This is a genomic window from Pseudomonas sp. NPDC089530, assembly GCF_050280705.1.
Classification (GTDB): Bacteria; Pseudomonadota; Gammaproteobacteria; order Pseudomonadales; family Pseudomonadaceae; genus Aquipseudomonas.
This window is the reverse complement of record NZ_JBNNVU010000011.1, coordinates 1-18,389: the sequence shown is the minus strand read 5'-3', so window position 1 is coordinate 18,389 and position 18,389 is coordinate 1. Positions and strand designations below refer to the sequence as shown.

The window sequence follows — 18,389 nt, the reverse complement described above, 5'->3', positions numbered from 1 at the left end:
TGCCCGCGATGCGCCGCCGTCAGGCGGCGCTGATTTCGCCTTCGCCTGCGAGCTTGCGGTTGAGCTGGAAGCGCCAGCGCACGTAGAGCAGGGCCGAACAGAACACCGCCAGGCTGGCGAGCATCTCCAGCAGGCCGAACAGTTGTCGGTTCGGATCGTAGGCGGCCAGCGCACCCTTGATGAAATACAGGTTCACCACAAAGCACATCCAGGAATGCCCGCGCGGGCTGCCCATCAGCATGCCCGGCGCCATCAGCAGCAGCGGCACCAGTTCGATCAGCAGGATCACCCAGGGGCGGGCGCCGTGCAGGTCGGCGACGAACAGGTAGTAGCCGCACAGCAGGCCGACCAGGCCGAAAAAGCAGATCAGGCTCAGCACCCGGGCGATGCGCACCCGGGGTTCCAGCCATTCGATGGCCGGCAGGATCTTCGGCTTTTTAGCCACGGCCGCTCTCCAGTTGCTGGGCGGTCCTGGCCAGGCGCAGGCCCAGGGCGCGGCACAGAGCGATTTCGTGCTCGTTCAGCGGGCTCTTGCCATCGGCGCCGGCGTGGTGGCTGGCGCCGTAGGGCGTGCCGCCGCCACGGGTGTCCAGCAGGGCCGATTCGCTGTAGGGCAGGCCGGTGATCAGCATGCCGTGGTGCAGCAGCGGCAGCATCATCGACAGCAGGGTGGTTTCCTGGCCGCCGTGCAGGCTGGCGGTGGAGGTGAACACCCCGGCGGGTTTGCCCACCAGGGCACCGGTCAGCCACAGGTTGCTGGTGCCATCGAGGAAATACTTCAGCGGCGCGGCCATGTTGCCGAAGCGGGTCGGGCTGCCCAGGGCCAGGCCGGAGCAGTGCTTGAGGTCATCGAGGCTGGCGTACAGCGCGCCGTCTTCCGGAATGCTCGGGGCCACGGCTTCGCACTCGGTGGAGATCGCCGGCACGGTGCGCAGGCGTGCTTCCAGGCCGCCTTGCTCGATGCCCCGGGCGATCTGCCGGGCCATCTCGTTGGTCGAACCGTTGCGGCTGTAGTAGAGGACCAGGATGTACGGCGTGCTCAAGGCAGGATCTCCAGCACATTCTCCGGCGGCCGGCCGATGATGGCCTTGTCGCCGACTTCGAGGATCGGCCGCTCCATGAGCTTCGGATGGGCGGCGATGGCAGCGATCAGCTGGGCTTCGCTCAGGCTGGCGTCGGCCAGGTTCAGGGTCTTGTACTCGTCTTCGCCGGTGCGCAGCAGCTGGCGAGCGCCGATCCCGAGCTTGCCCAGCAGGCTGTGCAACTGGGCGGCATCGAGCGGGGTTTCCAGGTAGCGGACCACGGTCGGGGTCAGGCCACGGGCTTCCAGCAGTTCCAGAGCGCCGCGGGATTTCGAGCAGCGCGGATTGTGATAAAGCGTCAGATCGGTCATGGGCGGGTCGCATCTTGCGTAAGGTGGCGGCTATTCTACCTGTGCGACGGGCAGTCCTGAACCTTGCGAGGCGATGGGTCGCAGAAAAGCGGGTTTGACTGATTTTTTTCAAGACAAGGAACAAGGCATGGCAAGGCAACTGGCAGCGGCACTGGCGATTATCGGCACCTTGTTGCTGAGCGGCTGCGGCAACGATTACGGCGTCGACCAATATGGCCAGAAAGTCGCTGCCGAGCGCGTGGACAAGCAGTGGCTGGTGCTCAATTACTGGGCGGAGTGGTGTGGGCCATGCCGTACCGAGATTCCCGAACTCAATGCCTTGGCCGAAGGCCTCAAGGGGCAGCCGGTGAGCGTGCTGGGGGTCAACTTCGATAACGTCCAGGGCGAAGAACTCAAGAGCGCCAGCGAAAAACTGGGCATCAAGTTCACCGTGCTGGCGCAGAACCCGGCCGAACTCTTCGACCTGCCGCGCAGCGAGGGGTTGCCGGTGACCTACATCATCGACGACAAGGGCAAGGTGCGTGAGCAACTGATGGGCGAACAGACCGCGGCAGGCGTGCTGGAGAAACTGAAGGCTCTGCGCGGAAATTGATCTGTAGCCGCTGCCGTCGGCTGCGATAAGGCCCGCAGGGCCTTCAGCGATCTTGAGATCGCAACGGCCTTTCAGGCCGATCGCAACCTGCGGCAGCGGCTACAGTGGCTCAACCTTCCTCGAGCCACCAGCGCAGCGGCTTGCCTTCGGCCGGCCAGAAGCGCACTTGATCGATGGGCGAGATGTCCCAGCGCTGGACATTCTCCAGCGCCTGGAGGAAGCGTTTTTCCTGCTCCATCAACGCTGGCGCGCACAGCTTGCGGGTGCTGCCAATCTTGCCGAAGCTGAGTTTGTCGCCGTCCAGGGTGTAGGGCGCGAACCAGTGGTTGCAGCCGCCGTTACCGTAGGCACGACCGTCTTCGCCCAGGGTGATGGTCAGGTGGCTGTAGTCGATCAGCGGACGCTCGCCGATCCATTCGAGAATGTAGCTGCGATCCTGCTGCAGTTTCACCGGTTCCGCCGCACATCCCAGCAGGCCGGCGCCAAAGGCGGCGGTCAATGCCAGGCGTTTCATTGGGGGGCTCGCTGGCATTTCGGGCACCGGTGTTTTTCCCCTTCGCTGATCCAGCCCAGCTCGGCGATCCGCGTGCTGGCCGCCGGCTTTTGCGCCGGGCTGCCCAGCTTGGCATCCACCGCGAACTCGAAGCTCAGCTCGGTGGCGCAGCTGTCGCAGTTGACCTGCCACTGATGGATCGCCAACTCGCCGAACACCGGGCCGCGGGCCACGGCGACCCACTGGCCGACCGGGTTGATCAGGTGCCGCACGGTTTCCACCGTCAGGCGCATCGACAGGTCCTTGCTGCCCTTGAGGGTGACGATCAGCACGTCGTCGTTGCGGATGGAGCCACCGTTGCCGGTGACCTGATAGCGGCCGGGCACCAGGGCGCGGCATTCGATCAGGGTGTGTTGCGGGTTCATCAGGCTGTAGCGGAAATCGTGTTCGACCATGGGTCCTCCAAATCTGGCGCGTATGCTAGCACGCACCCCGATCCCTCAGGTTGCAGGCAGATGACCTTCGCTTACCGCCGGTCGTCGCTTCAGCTTTCCACCTGGTTGCAGGGCGAGCCGGCGGCCCAGGCGGCGATGTTGTGCAAGGTGGTCTCGGCGATCGCCGCCAGGGCCTCACGGGTGAGGAAGGCCTGGTGGGCGGTGACGATCACGTTGGGAAAGGTCAGCAGGCGCGCCAGCACGTCGTCCTGTAGCGGCAGGTCGGAGCGGTCCTCGAAGAACAGCTGGGCTTCCTCCTCATAGACATCCAGCCCCAGGTAACCCAACTGGCCGCTCTTGAGGGCCTCGATCAGCGCCGGGGTATCCACCAGGCCGCCACGCCCGGTGTTGATCAGCATCGCCCCCGGTTGCATCCGGGCCAGGCTCTGGCGGTTGATCAGGTGCTTGCTGTCGGCGGTGAGCGGGCAGTGCAGGCTGACGATCTGCGCCTGGGCCAGCAGCTCCGGCAGGCTCAGGTAGCGCGCGCCCAGGGCCTCGACCTCGGGGTTGGGAAAGGGGTCATGGGCCAGCAACTGGCAGCCGAAGCCGGCCATGATCCGGGCAAAGGTGGCGCCGATCTGCCCGGTGCCGACGATGCCGACGGTTTTACCCACCAGGTCGAAACCGGTCAGACCGTGCAGGCTGAAGTCGCCTTCGCGGGTGCGGTTGTAGGCACGGTGCAGGCGGCGGTTCAGCGCCAGGATCAGGGCCACGGCATGTTCGGCCACGGCATGGGGCGAGTAGGCCGGCACCCGGACCACACTCAAGCCCAGGCGCTTGGCGGCCGCCAGATCGACATGGTTGTAGCCCGCCGAGCGCAACGCGATCAGGCGCGTGCCACCGGCGGCCAGCAGTTCCAGCACCGGGGCGCTCAGGTCGTCGTTGATAAAGGCACAGACCACCTCGTGGTGCTCCGCCAGGGCTGCGGTGTCCAGGCTCAGGCGCGCGGCCTGGAACTGCAGCTCGATGCCCGGCGGCAGTGGTGCGCCGAGGAAACTGTCGCGGTCATAGTTCTGGCTGCTGAAGAGAATCGTGCGCATGGCGGCGTCCTTGTGGGAGGTTGCCCCACAGGATGAACCTTCGGGGCAAGCGTGTCGTTGCCCTGAGTCAGGCGTTGATACGGGCCTCCGTGGCCAGTCGGTTGATGGCCCGCTCGAGTTCGTCGAGGGCGGCGAAGGCCTTGCTGTCTTCCTGCTTGAGCAGGGTTTCGCTGCGCTGGCAGGCGGCGCGCAGTTGCGGCACCCCGCAGTAGCGAGTGGCGCCGTGCAGACGGTGCACCCGTTCGATCAGCGCAGTGTGATCGTTGGCCGCGCGGGCCGCGCGAATGGCTTCCCGATCGGCCTCCAGCGAGGCCAGGAGCATCGCCAGCATGTCGGCGGCCAGATCCGCCTTGCCGGCGGCCAGGCGCAAGCCTTCGTCGTGGTCCAGCACCTGCAGTTCGAGGCCGTTGGCGGACGGTTCGCCGGTGCGTTCCGGGCCCTGGTTGCGCAGGGCCAGGCCGGTCCACTTGAGCACGACCTGGGCCAGCTGGCGTTCGCTGATGGGCTTGGTCAGGTAATCGTCCATGCCGCTTTGCAGCAGGGCGCGTTTTTCGTTGGCCATGGCGTGGGCAGTGAGGGCGATCACCGGCAGTGGCGTGCCGTTGCGCTCGCTTTCCCACTGGCGAATCGCCTCGGTGCTCTGGCGACCGTCCATGCCGGGCATCTGCACGTCCATCATCACCAGGTCGAAGGGTTCGTTCTGCACCGCCTTGACCGCCGCGTAACCGCTGTCGACCGCGAGCACCTTGGCGCCCATGTCTTCGAGCAGGGTCTGCACCAGCAGCAGGTTGGCCGGGTTGTCATCGACACAGAGCACCCGCGGCGGGCGACTGGCGATCGGTTCGCTCGGCTCGCTGCGCAGCACCTTGGGATTGACCAGGTCGGCCAATGCCCGCCGCAGTTTGCGCGTGCACGCCGGCTTGGCCTGCAACTGGCTGTGGGGATTGGGCACCGACAGATGGAACACCGTCTGCTCGGTGGTCGGGCACAGCACCAGCACTTTGCAGCCCAGGTGTTCGAGGTCCCAGATGTGCTGGTTGAGGCGTTCGGGCGGCATGTCGTTGGTGGTGATGCCGAGGACCGCCAGGTCGATCGCCTGTTCGGTCTGGTGCACGCCGGTCACCCCGTTGGTCAGGGCTTCCAGGGTATTGAACGGCGTGACTTCCAGGCCGCAATCCTCGAGCTGATGCTGCAGGGCCTGGCGCGCCAGCTCATGGTTCTCCAGGACCGCGACCCGCCGCCCGAGCAACGGTGGGGCGGGCAGGTCTTCGGCGTCGTCGCGGGTTTTCGGCAGGCGCAGGCTGATCCAGAACTCCGAACCTTCGCCCGGGGTGCTGTCGACGCCGATTTCGCCGCCCATCTGTTCGATCAGGCGCTTGGAAATCACCAGCCCCAGGCCAGTACCGCCGGGTTGCCGCGACAGCGAGTTGTCGGCCTGGCTGAATGCCTGGAACAGGGCGCGCACATCCTGGCTCGACAGGCCGATGCCGGTGTCCTGAATGCTGATGCGCAGTTGCACGCTGTCTTCGTGCTCTTCTTCGAGCATGGCGCGGGCGACGATGGTGCCTTCGCGGGTGAACTTGATGGCGTTGCTCACCAGGTTGGTGAGGATCTGCTTGAGCCGCAGCGGGTCGCCCACCAGCGACAGCGGCGTATCGCGGTACACCAGGCTGACCAGTTCCAACTGCTTGGCGTGGGCGGCCGGGGCGAGGATGGTCAGGGTGTCCTGCAACAGATCGCGCAGGTTGAACGGAATGCTGTCGAGTACCAGCTTGCCGGCTTCGATTTTCGAGAAGTCGAGAATCTCGTTGATGATCCCCAGCAGGCTGTCGGCGGACTTTTCGATGGTGCCCAGGTAATCCAGCTGGCGCGGGGTCAGCTCGCTTTTCTGCAACAGGTGGGTGAAGCCGAGGATGCCATTGAGCGGCGTGCGGATTTCATGGCTCATGTTGGCCAGGAATTCGGACTTGATCCGGCTGGCCTCCAGGGCTTCCTTGCGCGCCAGATCCAGCTCGATGTTCTGGATCTCGATGGTCTCCAGGTTTTGCCGGACGTCTTCGGTGGCCTGGTCGATGCTGTGCTGCAGTTCTTCCTGGGCATTCTGCAGGGTGCCGGCCATGCGATTGATGCCCGAGGCCAGTTCGTCCAGTTCCTGGCTGCCGAGCAGGGGCAGGCGGGTTTCCAGGTTGCCGTCCTTGAGTTGGGTGACAGCCTGCTTGATCTGGTTCAGCGGGTTGTTGATGGTGCGCCCCAAGCGCACCGCCAGCAGGCCGGTGCCGATCAGCCTGGCGCAGATCAGCAGCAGGCTGGCGAACAGACTGCGGTAGCCGCGCAACAGCATGCTGTTATGGGACAGCTCCAGCTCGACCCAGCCGAGCAGGCGGTCGGACTCGTCGGGAATCAGGTCGCCGGCAAGGTTGCGATGGCGGCCGAACACCGGCAGCAGGTAACGGGTGGCGTCGCTGCCGGTGCGTTGCAGCATCTGGCTGCCGTTGCCGGTCGGCGCCTGGTTGAGCATGCTCGGCCCGGCATGGGCCAGCGATGTGCGGTCGGGCGCGAGGAAGGTCACTGCGCGCACGTCCTGCTGTTCCAGGGATTGGGTGGCGATGCGCTCCAGCAGCGTGGTGTTCTTGTGGGCCAGGGCGGGGGCGACCAAAGGCGCCAGTTGTTCGGCGATCATTTCGCCCCGTTGCAGCAGCTGGGTGTGCAGATCCGATTGCTGCATCCAGGTGAAATAACCGCCCAGCACCAACGCCATCAGGCTGGTCGGCAGCAAGGTCAGCAACAGCACGCGGCCTTTGATCCCCAGTTTCTTAAGCACGCAACTCTCCTGCTACCACGCTGTTTTGAATGGACCCTGCGCACATCCGGTGCGCAACACCTGCGCAGTGTAGCCATTTGCCGGGCGGCAATCTTCGCAAATTAACCGCGGATCGGTGACGGGGGCTAGCGCGCCTTTTGTCGATCGGCTTCGGTTGCCCAGGCGCGGACAATCTTGAATAATCGCTCAACTGAGAATTACTTGCGCAAGCTAATGAATCCCATATCTGTCGGTCAGCCCCGGATCCTGAGCATCGAAGACGATCTGGTGCTCGGCGCCTATGTGCACGAGCAATTGGAGCGTTGCGGTTTTGCGGTCACCTGGTGCCAGAACGGTCAGGAAGGGCTGACCCTGGCCCGCCAGCAGCCTTTCGATGTGGTGTTGATGGATATCCTGCTGCCGGGCATGGACGGCCTGTCGGTGCTCACGCATTTTCGCCAGAGCCATTCCACGCCGGTGCTGCTGATGTCGGCGCTGGGGGCCGAGGCCGATCGCATCAGCGGTTTTCGCCTGGGGGCCGACGACTATCTGCCCAAGCCCTTCAGCATGGCCGAGCTGCGGGTGCGGATCGAAGCCATCCTGCGGCGGGTGGCCCTGGACCGCCGGCCGGCTCCGGCGCCGCTCCGGCAGGAAGCCCAGGGGCTGCGTTTCGACGACGAGCTGTGCGATGTCCAGTTCGACCAGCAATGGGCTGGGCTGACCCGTAGCGAGTATCGCCTGCTGGAGACGCTCAATCGCAACGGCGACGAGGTCCTGAGCAAACCCTTCCTTTATCAGCATGTGCTGCAGCGCGGTTACGCCCCCCATGACCGCAGCCTGGACATGCACATCAGCCAGATCCGTCGCAAGCTCAAGGCCGTCGGTTATGTCGCGCGGGAAGTGCGTACGGTCTGGGGCAAGGGTTATGTGCTGAGTGCCGTCGATGAAATGGCCTGAGCTGCCCGGCCGGCATTCGCTGTTCTGGAAACTTGCCTGTCTGCTGGTTGCCTTCTGCCTGCTGATGATCTGGCTGAGCTGGTCCTGGGGCCGCTACATGGAACAGCAGAACCTGTTCCTGTCCGATGAGGCCCGCGGCACGCTGACCGGCTACGCCGCCGAAGCCGAGCAGGCCTGGAACCAGGGGCAGAACTCCGGGGTCGATGCCTGGCTGCAGGCCATGGCCGGGCGCGAGCAGCATTGGATCGGCGTCATCGGCCGCGACCTGCAATCCCTGAGCAGCTACCCGCTGAGCGAAGCCGAGAGCCAGCGCCTGACCTTCCTGCGCGGCCTGGATTGGCCGGTCAGCCGGCATGCCCGCGGCTTGCCCTGGCTGAAGATTCCGTTTCCCGGCGACCCGTCGGCCGGCAGCCTGGTGATCGAACTGCCCCAGCGCTTCATGCCCGGGCGCTACCGGGTGTTCTGGCGGGTGCTCACCAACGGGGTGATTCCCGGCCTGTTCACCCTGTTGCTGTGCGTCGGGCTGTATCGCTTGCTGGTGGTGCCGCTGAACCAGTTGCGCGAGCAAGCCAACGCCTGGCGTGCCGATCAGTTGAATGCGCGGCTGTCGAGCCAGACCACCAGCCGCCAGGACGAGCTGGGCGAACTGGGGCGGGCCTTCGACCAGATGTCCGAACGCCTGCAGGGCACCGTGGCTTTGCAGCAGCAATTGCTGCGCGATCTTTCCCATGAATTGCGTACGCCCTTGAGTCGCCTGCGGGTGGCCTGTGACGGCGAGCAGAGCCTGCCGGCCCTGCGCGAACGGTTGGCGCGGGAGGTCGATGGCATGCAGCGGCTGGTGGACGACACCCTGCAACTGGCCTGGCTCGACACCGAACGGGCGCCGCTGGCCGAGGAAGACATCCAGGTCCAGGCCCTGTGGGAAATGCTCACGGAAAACGCCTGCTTTGAAAGCGCCTGGTCCGCCGCGCAACTGCATTGCGCGCTGGACGCTTCGTGCTGGGTGCGGGGCAACCTCGATACCCTGGCCCAGGCCCTGGAGAACATCCTGCGCAATGCCATCCGTCATTCTCCCGTGGGTGGTCGTGTGCGGTTGGACGGCCGGCGCCAAGGCGAGCATTGGCTGCTGTGGTTGGAGGATGAAGGGCCGGGGGTGGCCGATAGCGATCTGCGGCGGATCTTCGACCCTTTTACCCGGCTCGACGGCTCGCGCCCGGGCAATGGCGGTTTTGGCCTGGGGCTGAGCATCGCGCGCAACGCGGTACAGCGCCAGGGGGGGCGGCTGTGGGCGGAAAACGCCGGGCGCGGGCTGCGTCTGAACATGCTCCTGCGGGCTGCGGTGGTGGGTGAGCCGACCGCCGATTGACGCCGATTTTCTGGCTTATGCCCTTAAGCCATAAGACCCTCACTTTGCGTGATATGGCCTGCGAACGTTTGCCGGTATGATAGGCACCCCCCGCAGTCCGGATTGCGAATACGCCCATGACTCTGCAGTACCCCACCATCGCCGATTGCGTCGGCAATACCCCGCTGGTCCGCTTGCAGCGCCTGCCTGGCGCCACCAGCAATACCTTGCTGCTCAAGCTCGAAGGCAATAACCCGGCGGGTTCGGTCAAGGACCGCCCGGCGCTGTCGATGATCACGCGCGCCGAGTTGCGTGGGCAGATCCATCCCGGCGATACGCTGATCGAAGCGACCTCGGGCAATACCGGGATCGCCCTGGCCATGGCGGCGGCGATCAAGGGTTACAAGATGGTCCTGATCATGCCCGGCAACTCCAGTGCCGAGCGCAAGGCGGCGATGACCGCCTATGGCGCCGAGCTGATCCTGGTCACCCAGGAAGAGGGCATGGAAGGCGCGCGCGATCTGGCCGAGCGGATGCAGGCCGAAGGTCGCGGCAAGGTGCTCGACCAGTTCGGCAACGTGGATAACCCGGAAGCGCACTACACCGGCACCGGCCCGGAAATCTGGCGCCAGACCGCGGGCACCATCACCCATTTCGTCAGCTCCATGGGCACCACCGGCACCATCATGGGTACCTCGCGGTACCTGAAGGAACAGAACCCGAACGTACAGATCATCGGCCTGCAACCGATGGAGGGCTCGGCCATCCCCGGCATTCGCCGCTGGCCGCAGGAATACCTGCCGAAGATCTACCAGGCCAGCCGCGTCGATCGCATCGTCGACATGACGCAAAGCGAAGCCGAAGACGTGACCCGGCGCCTGGCCCGGGAGGAAGGCATCTTCTGCGGCGTGTCCTCGGGCGGCGCGGTGGCGGCGATGTTGCGCCTGTCCCGGGAAGTCGAAAACGCGGTCATTGTCGCGATCATCTGTGACCGTGGCGACCGTTACCTGTCGACCGGCATTTTCGATGCGCCCAACTGATGGCTAAGTCAGTCAAAGGCCTGCGCTTCCAGCCGTCGGGCGGGAGCCGGGCCGCGCAGATCCCGGTCGGAAAAAAACAGCGCCTGACCATCGAACGCCTGGCCAATGACGGTCGCGGCATCGCGTTTCTCGAAGGCCGTACCTGGTTTGTCGCTGGCGCGCTGGCGGGCGAAGAGGTCGAGGCCCGGGTGCTGGGTGCCCACGGTAAAGTGGTGGAGGCCCGTACCGAGCGTGTATTCGGCGCCAGCGAACTGCGTCGGCCGGCGCCTTGCGCCCATGCCGGCCGTTGCGGCGGCTGCAGCGTGCAGCATCTGCCCCATGACGAACAGCTTGCCCTGAAACAGCGCATGCTCGCCGAGCAGTTGTCGCGGGTCGCGGGGGTCGAGCCGCAGGAGTGGGCTGCCCCCTTGAGCGGTCCGGAATTCGGTTACCGGCGTCGGGCGCGGGTTGCGGTTCGCTGGGACGCCAAGGCGAAAAAACTCGAAGTGGGTTTTCGTGCGGCGGGCAGCCAGGACATAGTCGCCATCGACGAGTGCCCAGTGCTGGTACAACCCTTGCAACCGATCATGAGCCGCTTGCCGGCCATGCTGCAGCGCTTGAGCAAACCCCAGGCGCTGGGGCATGTGGAATTGTTCTACGGCTCGGCGATTGCCGTGCTGTTGCGCCACATGGCGCCGTTGTCCGCGGCCGACCTGGAGATTCTCCAGGCATTCTGTACGTTCCATGAGGCCCAGCTGTGGCTGCATGGCGAAGGCGAGCCGCAGCCGGTGGATCCGGAGCAGGCCCTGGGCTATCGTCTGGAGCCCTGGAACCTGCAGCTGGCCTATCGGCCGGGAGACTTTGTCCAGGTCAATGCCGGGGTCAACGAAGCGATGGTGGCCCAGGCCCTGGAATGGTTGGCGCCGCAGGCCGACGAGCGCGTGCTGGACCTGTTTTGCGGCCTGGGCAACTTTGCCTTGCCGCTGGCGCAGAACGTTCGGGAGGTGGTGGCGGTCGAAGGGGTGGCGACCATGGTCGCCCGTGCCGCGGAGAATGCTGCTAGCAACAATTTGCATAACACCCGGTTTTTTCAGGCCGATTTATCGCAGCCCCTGGGCGCTGCCGAATGGGCCCGCGAAGGCTTTTCTGCGGTACTCTTGGACCCACCTCGGGACGGTGCTTTCGAGGTGGTCCGCAAGCTTGCGAGCCTGGGCGCGAAACGTCTGGTTTATGTGTCATGCAACCCTGCCACGCTGGCACGGGACACAGTCGAACTGGTCAAGCAGGGCTACCGGTTAAAACGTGCCGGGATCCTCGATATGTTTCCTCAGACGGCACATGTCGAGGCCATGGCGTTATTTGAAGCGAGCTAGGATGGTTCGTCCAGTCCGTTGGCCCGTCAGGTAGCACTCGCCGGCCCAGCGAGGAAATACTGGCAGTGAAGGCCAGCGATTTGACGCATTGAAGGTGCGTCGTAGGGAAGGTAAAGCAAGATGGTACAGGTGAGAGCGCACCAGCCGATCAACACCGACGGCAGTATCAATCTCGAGGCGTGGCTCGATCATGCGGTCAGCGTCGATATGGCACTGGACCGTGAAGCCTTGAAAGAAGCCTGCGAGTTCGCTCGTGAGGCAGAACAGCAATACATTGCGGCGAAGAATCTCGGCGCCGACGACTCGTCGAGTTTCAGCACGGGCCTGGAGATCGCCGAGATCCTCGCCGACCTCAAGCTGGACCAGGATTCGCTGGTGGCTGCGGTGCTGTACCGCTGCGTACGCGAAGGCCAGGTCCCGCTGCCGACGGTCAGCCAGCGCTTCGGCCCGGTGGTGGCCAAGCTGATCGATGGCGTGCAGCGCATGGCGGCGATCAGCGCCAGCCTCAGCCCCCGCCAATCCCTCGTACTCGGCACCCAGGCCCAGGTGGAAAACCTGCGCAAGATGCTGGTGGCGATGGTCGATGACGTGCGCGTGGCGCTGATCAAGCTGGCCGAGCGGACCTGCGCGATCCGCGCGGTGAAGACCGCCGACGACGAGAAGCGCCACCGGGTCGCCCGGGAAGTCTTCGACATCTATGCACCGCTGGCCCATCGCCTCGGTATCGGCCATATCAAGTGGGAACTGGAGGACCTGTCCTTCCGCTACCTGGAGCCTGAGCAGTACAAGCAGATCGCCAAGTTGCTGCATGAGCGGCGTCTGGATCGCGAGCGCTTCATCAGCGACGTGATGAACCAGTTGCAGAACGAACTGCAGGCCACCGGCGTCGATGCCGACATCAGCGGCCGGGCCAAACACATCTATTCGATCTGGCGCAAAATGCAGCGCAAGGGCCTGGAGTTCAGCCAGATCTACGACGTGCGCGCGGTGCGCGTGCTGGTGCCGGAAATGCGCGACTGCTACACCGCGCTGGGCATCGTCCACACGCTGTGGCGGCACATCCCGAAAGAATTCGACGACTACATCGCCAACCCCAAGGAGAACGGTTATCGCTCGTTGCACACGGCGGTCATCGGCCCAGAAGGCAAGGTGCTGGAAGTGCAGATCCGTACCCACGCGATGCACGAAGAGGCCGAACTGGGGGTTTGCGCGCACTGGCGCTACAAGGGTACCGACGTCAAATCCGGTTCCAACCACTACGAAGAGAAAATTTCCTGGCTGCGGCAGGTGCTCGAGTGGCATGAGGAGCTGGGGGATATCGGTGGCCTGGCCGAGCAACTGCGGGTGGATATCGAGCCGGACCGGGTCTACATCTTCACCCCCGACGGCCACGCCATCGACTTGCCGAAAGGCGCGACCCCGCTGGACTTCGCCTACCGCGTGCACACCGAGATCGGTCACAACTGCCGTGGCGCGAAGATCAACGGGCGCATCGTGCCGCTCAACTACAGCCTGCAGACCGGCGAGCAGGTGGAGATCATCACCAGCAAGCACGGCACCCCGAGCCGCGACTGGCTGAACCCGAACCTGGGTTACGTCACCACCTCGCGGGCGCGGGCGAAGATCGTCCACTGGTTCAAGCTGCAGGCGCGGGATCAGAACGTGGCGGCGGGCAAGACCCTGCTCGAGCGCGAGCTCAACCGCCTCGACCTGCCGCAGGTGGATTTCGAGAAGCTGGCCGACAAGGCCAACATGAAAACCGCCGAGGACATGTTCGCCGCCCTGGGCGCGGGCGACCTGCGCCTGGCGCAACTGGTCAACCTGGCGCAGCAACTGGTGGAGCCGGAGCGCGGCAACGAACAGCTGGAACTGATCCCGCGCAAGGCCACCGGCTACAAGCCGGGCAAGCGCGGCGACATTCAGATCCAGGGCGTGGGCAACCTGCTGACCCAGATGGCCGGCTGCTGCCAGCCGCTGCCGGGGGATGCGATCGTCGGTTACATCACCCAGGGTCGTGGGGTGAGCATTCACCGCCAGGACTGTGCTTCGGTGTTGCAACTGGCCGGCCGCGAGCCGGAGCGGATCATTCAGGTCAGCTGGGGGCCGGTGCCGGTGCAGACCTACCCGGTGGACATCATCATTCGCGCCTACGACCGTTCCGGCCTGCTGCGTGACGTGTCCCAGGTGTTGCTCAACGAGCGGATCAACGTGCTGGCGGTCAACACCCGCTCGAACAAGGAGGACAACACGGCGCTGATGTCCCTGACCATCGAGATTCCGGGGCTGGACGCGCTGGGACGGTTGCTGGGGCGTATTTCCCAGTTGCCGAACATCATCGAGACCCGCCGTAACCGTACCCTGTGACCCGTGTAGCCGCTGCTGCAGGCTGCGATAAGGCCCGAAGGGCCTTCCCGACCTCAAGGGCATGCCCTCTTCGAGGTCGATCGCAGCCTGCGGCAGCGGCTACAGAGTCCTGCATGAAATGGATGAATTGATGTACAGCCTTGAAGACCTGTTGCACCTGATGGCCCGCCTGCGTGACCCGCAGTACGGTTGCCCCTGGGACATCAAGCAGACCTACGCCAGTATCGTTCCCCACACCCTGGAAGAAGCCTACGAGGTGGCCGACGCCATCGAGCGGGGCGACTTCGATCACTTGCAGGGCGAGCTGGGCGACCTGCTGTTCCAGGTGGTGTATTACAGCCAGCTGGCGCGGGAGGAGGGGCGTTTCGAATTCGACGGCGTGGTCGACAGCATCACCCGCAAGCTGATCCGTCGTCATCCCCATGTATTCCCTACCGGGGACCTGTACGCGCCGCTGGATACTCCACGGCTGGACGAAGAGCAGGTCAAGCAGCGCTGGGAAGAGATCAAGGCTGAGGAGCGGGCCGAGAAGGCTGTGGAGCCTTTGCAGCTGTCCTTGCTCGACGACGTGCCCACAGCGTTGCCGGCCCTGTCCCGCTCGGCCAAGTTGCAAAAGCGCGCGGCCCAGGTCGGTTTCGACTGGCCGGATGCCTTGCCGGTGGTGGACAAGATCCGTGAGGAGCTCGATGAAGTGCTCGAGGCCATGTCCGAGAACGACCCGGAAGCAATCGCCGACGAGGTGGGCGACCTGCTGTTTGCCGTGGTCAACCTGGCCCGGCACCTCAAGGTCGACCCGGAAGCCGGCTTGCGCGGCGCCAATGCCAAGTTCGAGCGGCGCTTCCGATTTATCGAGCAGGCATTGCGCGACACCCTCCGTCCCATGGAAGATTGCACCCTCGAAGAGTTGGACGCCTTGTGGGGCGAAGCCAAACGTCAGGAAAAGAATTTGCCCAGCTGTGGCTGAGGCTGTTGCCTAAGTGAGTAAGCACCAATGAGCCTTTCCCTTCGCGACCAGTTGCTCAAAGCAGGGCTGGTCAACCAAAAGCAGGCCAAGCAGGTCAGCAAAGAGAAACAGAAGCAGCAACGCCTGGTCCATAAAGGCCAGGTCGAGGCCGACGATACCCAGGCGCGCCTGGCCCAGGAGGCGCAGGCCGAGAAGGTCAAGCGCGACCAGGAGCTCAACCGCCAGCAGCAGGAAAAGGCCGAGCAGAAGGCCCGTGCCGCGCAGATCAAGCAACTGATCGAAGTGTCCCGCCTGCCGAAGCTGACCACCGAGGACTACTACAACTTCGTCGACGACAAGAAGGTCAAGCGCCTGTCGGTGAACACCCTGATGCGCAACAAGCTGAGCAGCGGCTCGCTGGCCATCGTGCACCATGCCGGCGGCTATGAAGTCATCCCGCGTGAGGCGGCGCTGAAGATCCAGGAGCGCGATCCACGGCGCATCGTTCAGCTCAACACGCCGACCGAGGCACCGGACGAGGACGATCCATACGCGGCCTATCAGATTCCTGACGATCTGATGTGGTAAGCCCGCCAAGACAACAAACCCCGCCTCGAGCGGGGTTTGTTGTTTCTGAAGCACCTGCCGATGCGTGGCGGCAGGTGCGGCAGTCGTTGCTCGAAATCAGGAGCCCTGCATAGAGCGATTCAGCTCCAGCTTCTCCAGTTCGGCCTTGTAATTATGGGCATCGCTCTCGGAGTGGAACATGCCCACCAGCATGTCTTGTTGATGCACGTCCCAGATCCGGATACCCGCGGCTACGCCTTCATGGGACATGTGTGAATCGTCGCGTTCAGTTACTTTTACAGTCATCTGCTAGCTCCAATCTCTATTGATCTGCAGCAAGGCGTGTGCAGGACTCCGTTATATATTTTGTTAGCTGGCTAAGTAAATTACCGGCAATTGCAATAATCCTTTGCAGAATCTGGAACAGTCCCGCAGGCCGCGGAAACTGCGGCATCCGGTCGCAGCGGTCGGTATTTCATGACAAAAGTTTCATGTTGGGCTGGGCATCCTGGCTTGTGGAAAAGGCCCTGCCAGAGCGGCGGAACACAATCATCAGGCGAAAAAAAGCCCCGCATTGGCGGGGCTTTTTCAGGGGCGTGCGGCTTAGCTGCCTTTGACCGTCTTACCGTTGACGGTGCCGTTCAGGAGCATGATGTTGTACTCCTTGCCGTCGGTCTCGACCTGTTGCAGGCGCACCAGCAGGTAATCCCAGTCCTTGGCGAACCACATGACGGTAATACGCTTGCTTTGTGTCGGGTCGCGCACGCGCTCGACCTTGATCGCATCGATCTGGCCGGCCTTGGTATCGACTTTTTCCGAGCCCAGGACGCGGAAGTCGTAGGTATCGACCTCGCCATCGTCGACAACCTGATAGCTCATGCTTTTCTTGCCGGCGGCGACATCGTGCTGCAGGGCGAGCTGATAGGTGGATTTGTCGACCATGCCGCGATTGAGCGGGATCTTGACCGCATCACCGCGATCGGTGCCGGTGACCATCTTGGCGTTCCAGTCGAAGTCCAGGTCGGCCTTCTTGGCTTTGCCAAGGCCGCCGCGCTCGAAGTGATAGGACTGCGGCAGCAGGGTGTCCTTGTCGAACGTCAGGGTGCTTTCTTCGGTCAGGCTGGCGATCATCATGGAAGCCTTGAAGCTCAGCTTCCAGGTGCCATTGGCACTCTTCTCCAGGCTGCGTTCGGCAGTACCGCTCATTGGCAGCTGTTTCCAGTCGGCGGTATAGCTGGCGGAGAAGGGTTGAAGGTCCGTTGCCTGCGCGAAGGGCAGGGCGAGCAGAGCACAAGCGAAGAGCAGGGCGCGACGCATAAAATCTCCTAATTACGAATCAAGTGGCCGCTGGCAGGCAGTAGCTGACCATCCAGTAAAGCACCCTGTTCGCCGAGTGTGAGTCGACCTTCGGCAAACCAGTGTACGGCCATCGGATAAATCCGGTGTTCCTGGACATGGACCCGCTGCGCCAGGCTTTGCGGCGAGTCGTGCAACTCTACCGGGATCACTGCCTGTACGACCAGTGGTCCGCCATCGAGTTCCTCCGTCACGAAGTGCACGCTACAGCCATGCTCAGTGTCTCCGGCCTCCAGCGCTCGCTGATGAGTGTGTAACCCTTTGTATTTGGGCAGCAGCGAAGGATGGATATTGAGCAGGCGCCCCTGATAGTGACGCACGAAGTCCGCGCTGAGAATGCGCATGAATCCGGCAAGCACCACGAGTTTGGGCTGGAAGGCGTCAATCAGTTCGATCAGGGCGGTATCGAAGGCCTCGCGGCCTTCGAACGCCTTGTGATCGAGGACGCGGGTATCGATACCCGCGTCCTGGGCCCGTTGCAGGCCGTAGGCATCGGCGCGGTTGGAAATCACCGCGCGGATGCGTGCCGGGCTGGCGTCGGCCCGCGTACTGTCGATCAGGGCCTGCAAGTTGCTGCCGGTACCGGACAACAGCACCACGACATCACAGGTTGCTGGCATCGGCGTTTGCATCAATGTGCCTTGAGGTTTTTCAGCTCGACCTGGGCGGCGCCTTCGGCGGCGCTAGCGATCTGACCGATGACCCAAGGCTGCTCGCCGGCTTCGCGCAGGACGTTCAGGGCCGCTTCGACGTGCTCCTGGGCCACGCAGATCACCATGCCCACGCCGCAGTTCAGCACACGGTGCATTTCGTGTTCTTCGACGTTGCCTTTCTCTTGCAGCCAGTCGAACACCGCCGGACGCTGCCAGCTGGCCACGTCGACCACGGCCTGGGCGCCTTTTGGCAGTACGCGCGGGATGTTGTCCAGCAGGCCGCCACCGGTGATGTGGGCCATGGCCTTGACCGCGCCAGTGTCCTTGATCAGCTTGAGCAGTGGCTTGACGTAGATGCGGGTCGGCGCCATCAGCAGTTCGGTCAGCGGCTTGCCGTCGAGCTGGACGCTTTCGATGTCGGCGCCGGAGACTTCGATGATCTTGCGGATCAGCGAGTAGCCGTTGGAGTGCGGGCCGGACGATGGCAGGGCGAGCAGGGCGTCGCCGGTGGCAACCTTGGAGCCGTCGATGATGTCGGCCTTTTCCACCACGCCGACGCAGAAGCCGGCCAGGTCGTAGTCTTCGCCTTCGTACATGCCTGGCATTTCAGCGGTTTCACCGCCGACCAGGGAGCAGCCGGCCAGTTCGCAACCGGCACCGATGCCGGTGACCACGGTGGCGGCGACGTCGACATTCAGTTTACCGGTGGCGTAGTAGTCGAGGAAGAACAGCGGCTCGGCACCGCAGACCACCAGGTCGTTCACGCACATGGCGACCAGGTCCTGGCCGATGCTGTCGTGTTTGTTCAGGTTCAGCGCCAGGCGCAGCTTGGTGCCCACGCCGTCGGTGCCGGACACCAGCACTGGCTGCTTGTAGCCGGCCGGGATTTCGCAGAGGGCGCCGAAACAGGTGCCCCCTGGCCTGGCAAATGGTATTGGATCAGCGGCGTCAGAGGTTTTGCACTAGTTTTTTTGCACTAGTTTCTGCACTACCTCAGAAC

The 18,389-nt window shown here is 63.9% G+C and carries 18 protein-coding genes and 1 pseudogene; 8 read left to right on the top strand and 11 right to left on the bottom strand.

Annotated features, from left to right (window positions below):
• Window positions 1–19: 19 nt before the first annotated feature.
• The 3 genes from ACQKQA_RS06675 to arsC are packed head-to-tail and all read right to left on the bottom strand — an operon-like array spanning window position 20 to window position 1,393.
• Window positions 20–445, bottom strand: a complete 426-nt coding sequence (locus tag ACQKQA_RS06675; RefSeq protein WP_427554762.1) for a DUF2069 domain-containing protein — start codon at window positions 443–445, stop codon at window positions 20–22.
• Window positions 438–1,043 (bottom strand): NAD(P)H:quinone oxidoreductase, encoded by a 606-nt coding sequence (gene wrbA / locus ACQKQA_RS06670; protein ID WP_427554760.1) that lies wholly within the window; start codon window positions 1,041–1,043, stop codon window positions 438–440. The genes ACQKQA_RS06675 and wrbA overlap by 8 nt, the downstream gene beginning before the upstream one ends.
• Window positions 1,040–1,393, bottom strand: coding sequence for an arsenate reductase (glutaredoxin) (gene arsC / locus ACQKQA_RS06665; RefSeq protein WP_427554758.1), 354 nt, complete (start codon window positions 1,391–1,393; stop codon window positions 1,040–1,042). The genes wrbA and arsC overlap by 4 nt, the downstream gene beginning before the upstream one ends.
• 127 nt (window positions 1,394–1,520) lie before the next feature.
• Here arsC and ACQKQA_RS06660 point away from each other — a divergent pair, with 127 nt between their 5' ends.
• Window positions 1,521–1,985: a redoxin domain-containing protein gene (locus ACQKQA_RS06660; protein WP_427554756.1), complete on the top strand. Its 465-nt coding sequence runs from the start codon at window positions 1,521–1,523 to the stop codon at window positions 1,983–1,985.
• 109 nt (window positions 1,986–2,094) lie between these two features.
• On the opposite strand, the gene ACQKQA_RS06655 is transcribed toward ACQKQA_RS06660, so the two are convergent.
• The 4 genes from ACQKQA_RS06655 to ACQKQA_RS06640 form a co-directional block, all read right to left on the bottom strand.
• Window positions 2,095–2,499: an META domain-containing protein gene (locus tag ACQKQA_RS06655; RefSeq protein WP_427554754.1), complete on the bottom strand. Its 405-nt coding sequence runs from the start codon at window positions 2,497–2,499 to the stop codon at window positions 2,095–2,097.
• Window positions 2,496–2,933 carry a hypothetical protein gene (locus ACQKQA_RS06650; RefSeq protein ID WP_427554752.1) on the bottom strand — a complete coding sequence of 146 codons (438 nt, stop codon included), beginning with the start codon at window positions 2,931–2,933 and terminating at the stop codon, window positions 2,496–2,498. Before ACQKQA_RS06650 ends, ACQKQA_RS06655 begins: the two co-directional genes overlap by 4 nt.
• 89 nt (window positions 2,934–3,022) lie before the next feature.
• The gene (locus tag ACQKQA_RS06645) at window positions 3,023–4,012 is read right to left on the bottom strand and encodes a 2-hydroxyacid dehydrogenase (protein ID WP_427554750.1); all 990 of its coding nucleotides are present in this window, start codon (window positions 4,010–4,012) and stop codon (window positions 3,023–3,025) included.
• 67 nt (window positions 4,013–4,079) lie between these two features.
• Window positions 4,080–6,833 (bottom strand): response regulator, encoded by a 2,754-nt coding sequence (locus ACQKQA_RS06640; RefSeq protein ID WP_427554748.1) that lies wholly within the window; start codon window positions 6,831–6,833, stop codon window positions 4,080–4,082.
• Between the two features lie 213 nt (window positions 6,834–7,046).
• Here ACQKQA_RS06640 and ACQKQA_RS06635 point away from each other — a divergent pair, with 213 nt between their 5' ends.
• From ACQKQA_RS06635 to ACQKQA_RS06605, 7 genes are all read left to right on the top strand, one after another.
• Window positions 7,047–7,769: a response regulator transcription factor gene (locus ACQKQA_RS06635; RefSeq protein ID WP_427554746.1), complete on the top strand. Its 723-nt coding sequence runs from the start codon at window positions 7,047–7,049 to the stop codon at window positions 7,767–7,769.
• Window positions 7,756–9,135 (top strand): histidine kinase sensor domain-containing protein, encoded by a 1,380-nt coding sequence (locus ACQKQA_RS06630; RefSeq protein WP_427554744.1) that lies wholly within the window; start codon window positions 7,756–7,758, stop codon window positions 9,133–9,135. The genes ACQKQA_RS06635 and ACQKQA_RS06630 overlap by 14 nt, the downstream gene beginning before the upstream one ends.
• 116 nt (window positions 9,136–9,251) lie before the next feature.
• Complete coding sequence (gene cysM / locus ACQKQA_RS06625; RefSeq protein WP_427554742.1) at window positions 9,252–10,154, top strand: cysteine synthase CysM; 903 nt, start codon at window positions 9,252–9,254, stop codon at window positions 10,152–10,154.
• Entirely contained in the window at window positions 10,154–11,506 is a 1,353-nt protein-coding gene (gene rlmD / locus ACQKQA_RS06620; protein ID WP_427554740.1) for a 23S rRNA (uracil(1939)-C(5))-methyltransferase RlmD, read from the top strand. Before cysM ends, rlmD begins: the two co-directional genes overlap by 1 nt.
• Window positions 11,507–11,626: 120 nt before the next feature.
• Window positions 11,627–13,870, top strand: coding sequence for a GTP diphosphokinase (gene relA, locus ACQKQA_RS06615; protein WP_427554738.1), 2,244 nt, complete (start codon window positions 11,627–11,629; stop codon window positions 13,868–13,870).
• Between the two features lie 130 nt (window positions 13,871–14,000).
• Window positions 14,001–14,834 carry a nucleoside triphosphate pyrophosphohydrolase gene (gene mazG / locus ACQKQA_RS06610; protein WP_427554736.1) on the top strand — a complete coding sequence of 278 codons (834 nt, stop codon included), beginning with the start codon at window positions 14,001–14,003 and terminating at the stop codon, window positions 14,832–14,834.
• Window positions 14,835–14,861: 27 nt separating this feature from the next.
• A complete protein-coding gene (locus tag ACQKQA_RS06605) occupies window positions 14,862–15,401 on the top strand; it encodes a DUF2058 domain-containing protein (RefSeq protein WP_007927770.1) in 540 nt (179 codons plus the stop codon).
• Window positions 15,402–15,497: 96 nt separating this feature from the next.
• Here the strand turns inward: ACQKQA_RS06605 and ACQKQA_RS06600 are convergent, their stop codons facing one another.
• From ACQKQA_RS06600 to purM, 4 genes and pseudogenes are all read right to left on the bottom strand, one after another.
• The gene (locus ACQKQA_RS06600) at window positions 15,498–15,686 is read right to left on the bottom strand and encodes a hypothetical protein (RefSeq protein WP_427554734.1); all 189 of its coding nucleotides are present in this window, start codon (window positions 15,684–15,686) and stop codon (window positions 15,498–15,500) included.
• Window positions 15,687–15,983: 297 nt separating this feature from the next.
• Window positions 15,984–16,697, bottom strand: coding sequence for a DUF3108 domain-containing protein (locus tag ACQKQA_RS06595; RefSeq protein ID WP_427554732.1), 714 nt, complete (start codon window positions 16,695–16,697; stop codon window positions 15,984–15,986).
• Window positions 16,698–16,705: 8 nt separating this feature from the next.
• Window positions 16,706–17,356 carry a phosphoribosylglycinamide formyltransferase gene (gene purN, locus ACQKQA_RS06590; protein WP_427554730.1) on the bottom strand — a complete coding sequence of 217 codons (651 nt, stop codon included), beginning with the start codon at window positions 17,354–17,356 and terminating at the stop codon, window positions 16,706–16,708.
• Window positions 17,357–17,367: 11 nt separating this feature from the next.
• Window positions 17,368–18,294: pseudogene (purM, locus tag ACQKQA_RS06585) on the bottom strand (phosphoribosylformylglycinamidine cyclo-ligase); the annotation flags it as partial.
• Window positions 18,295–18,389: the final 95 nt, after the last annotated feature.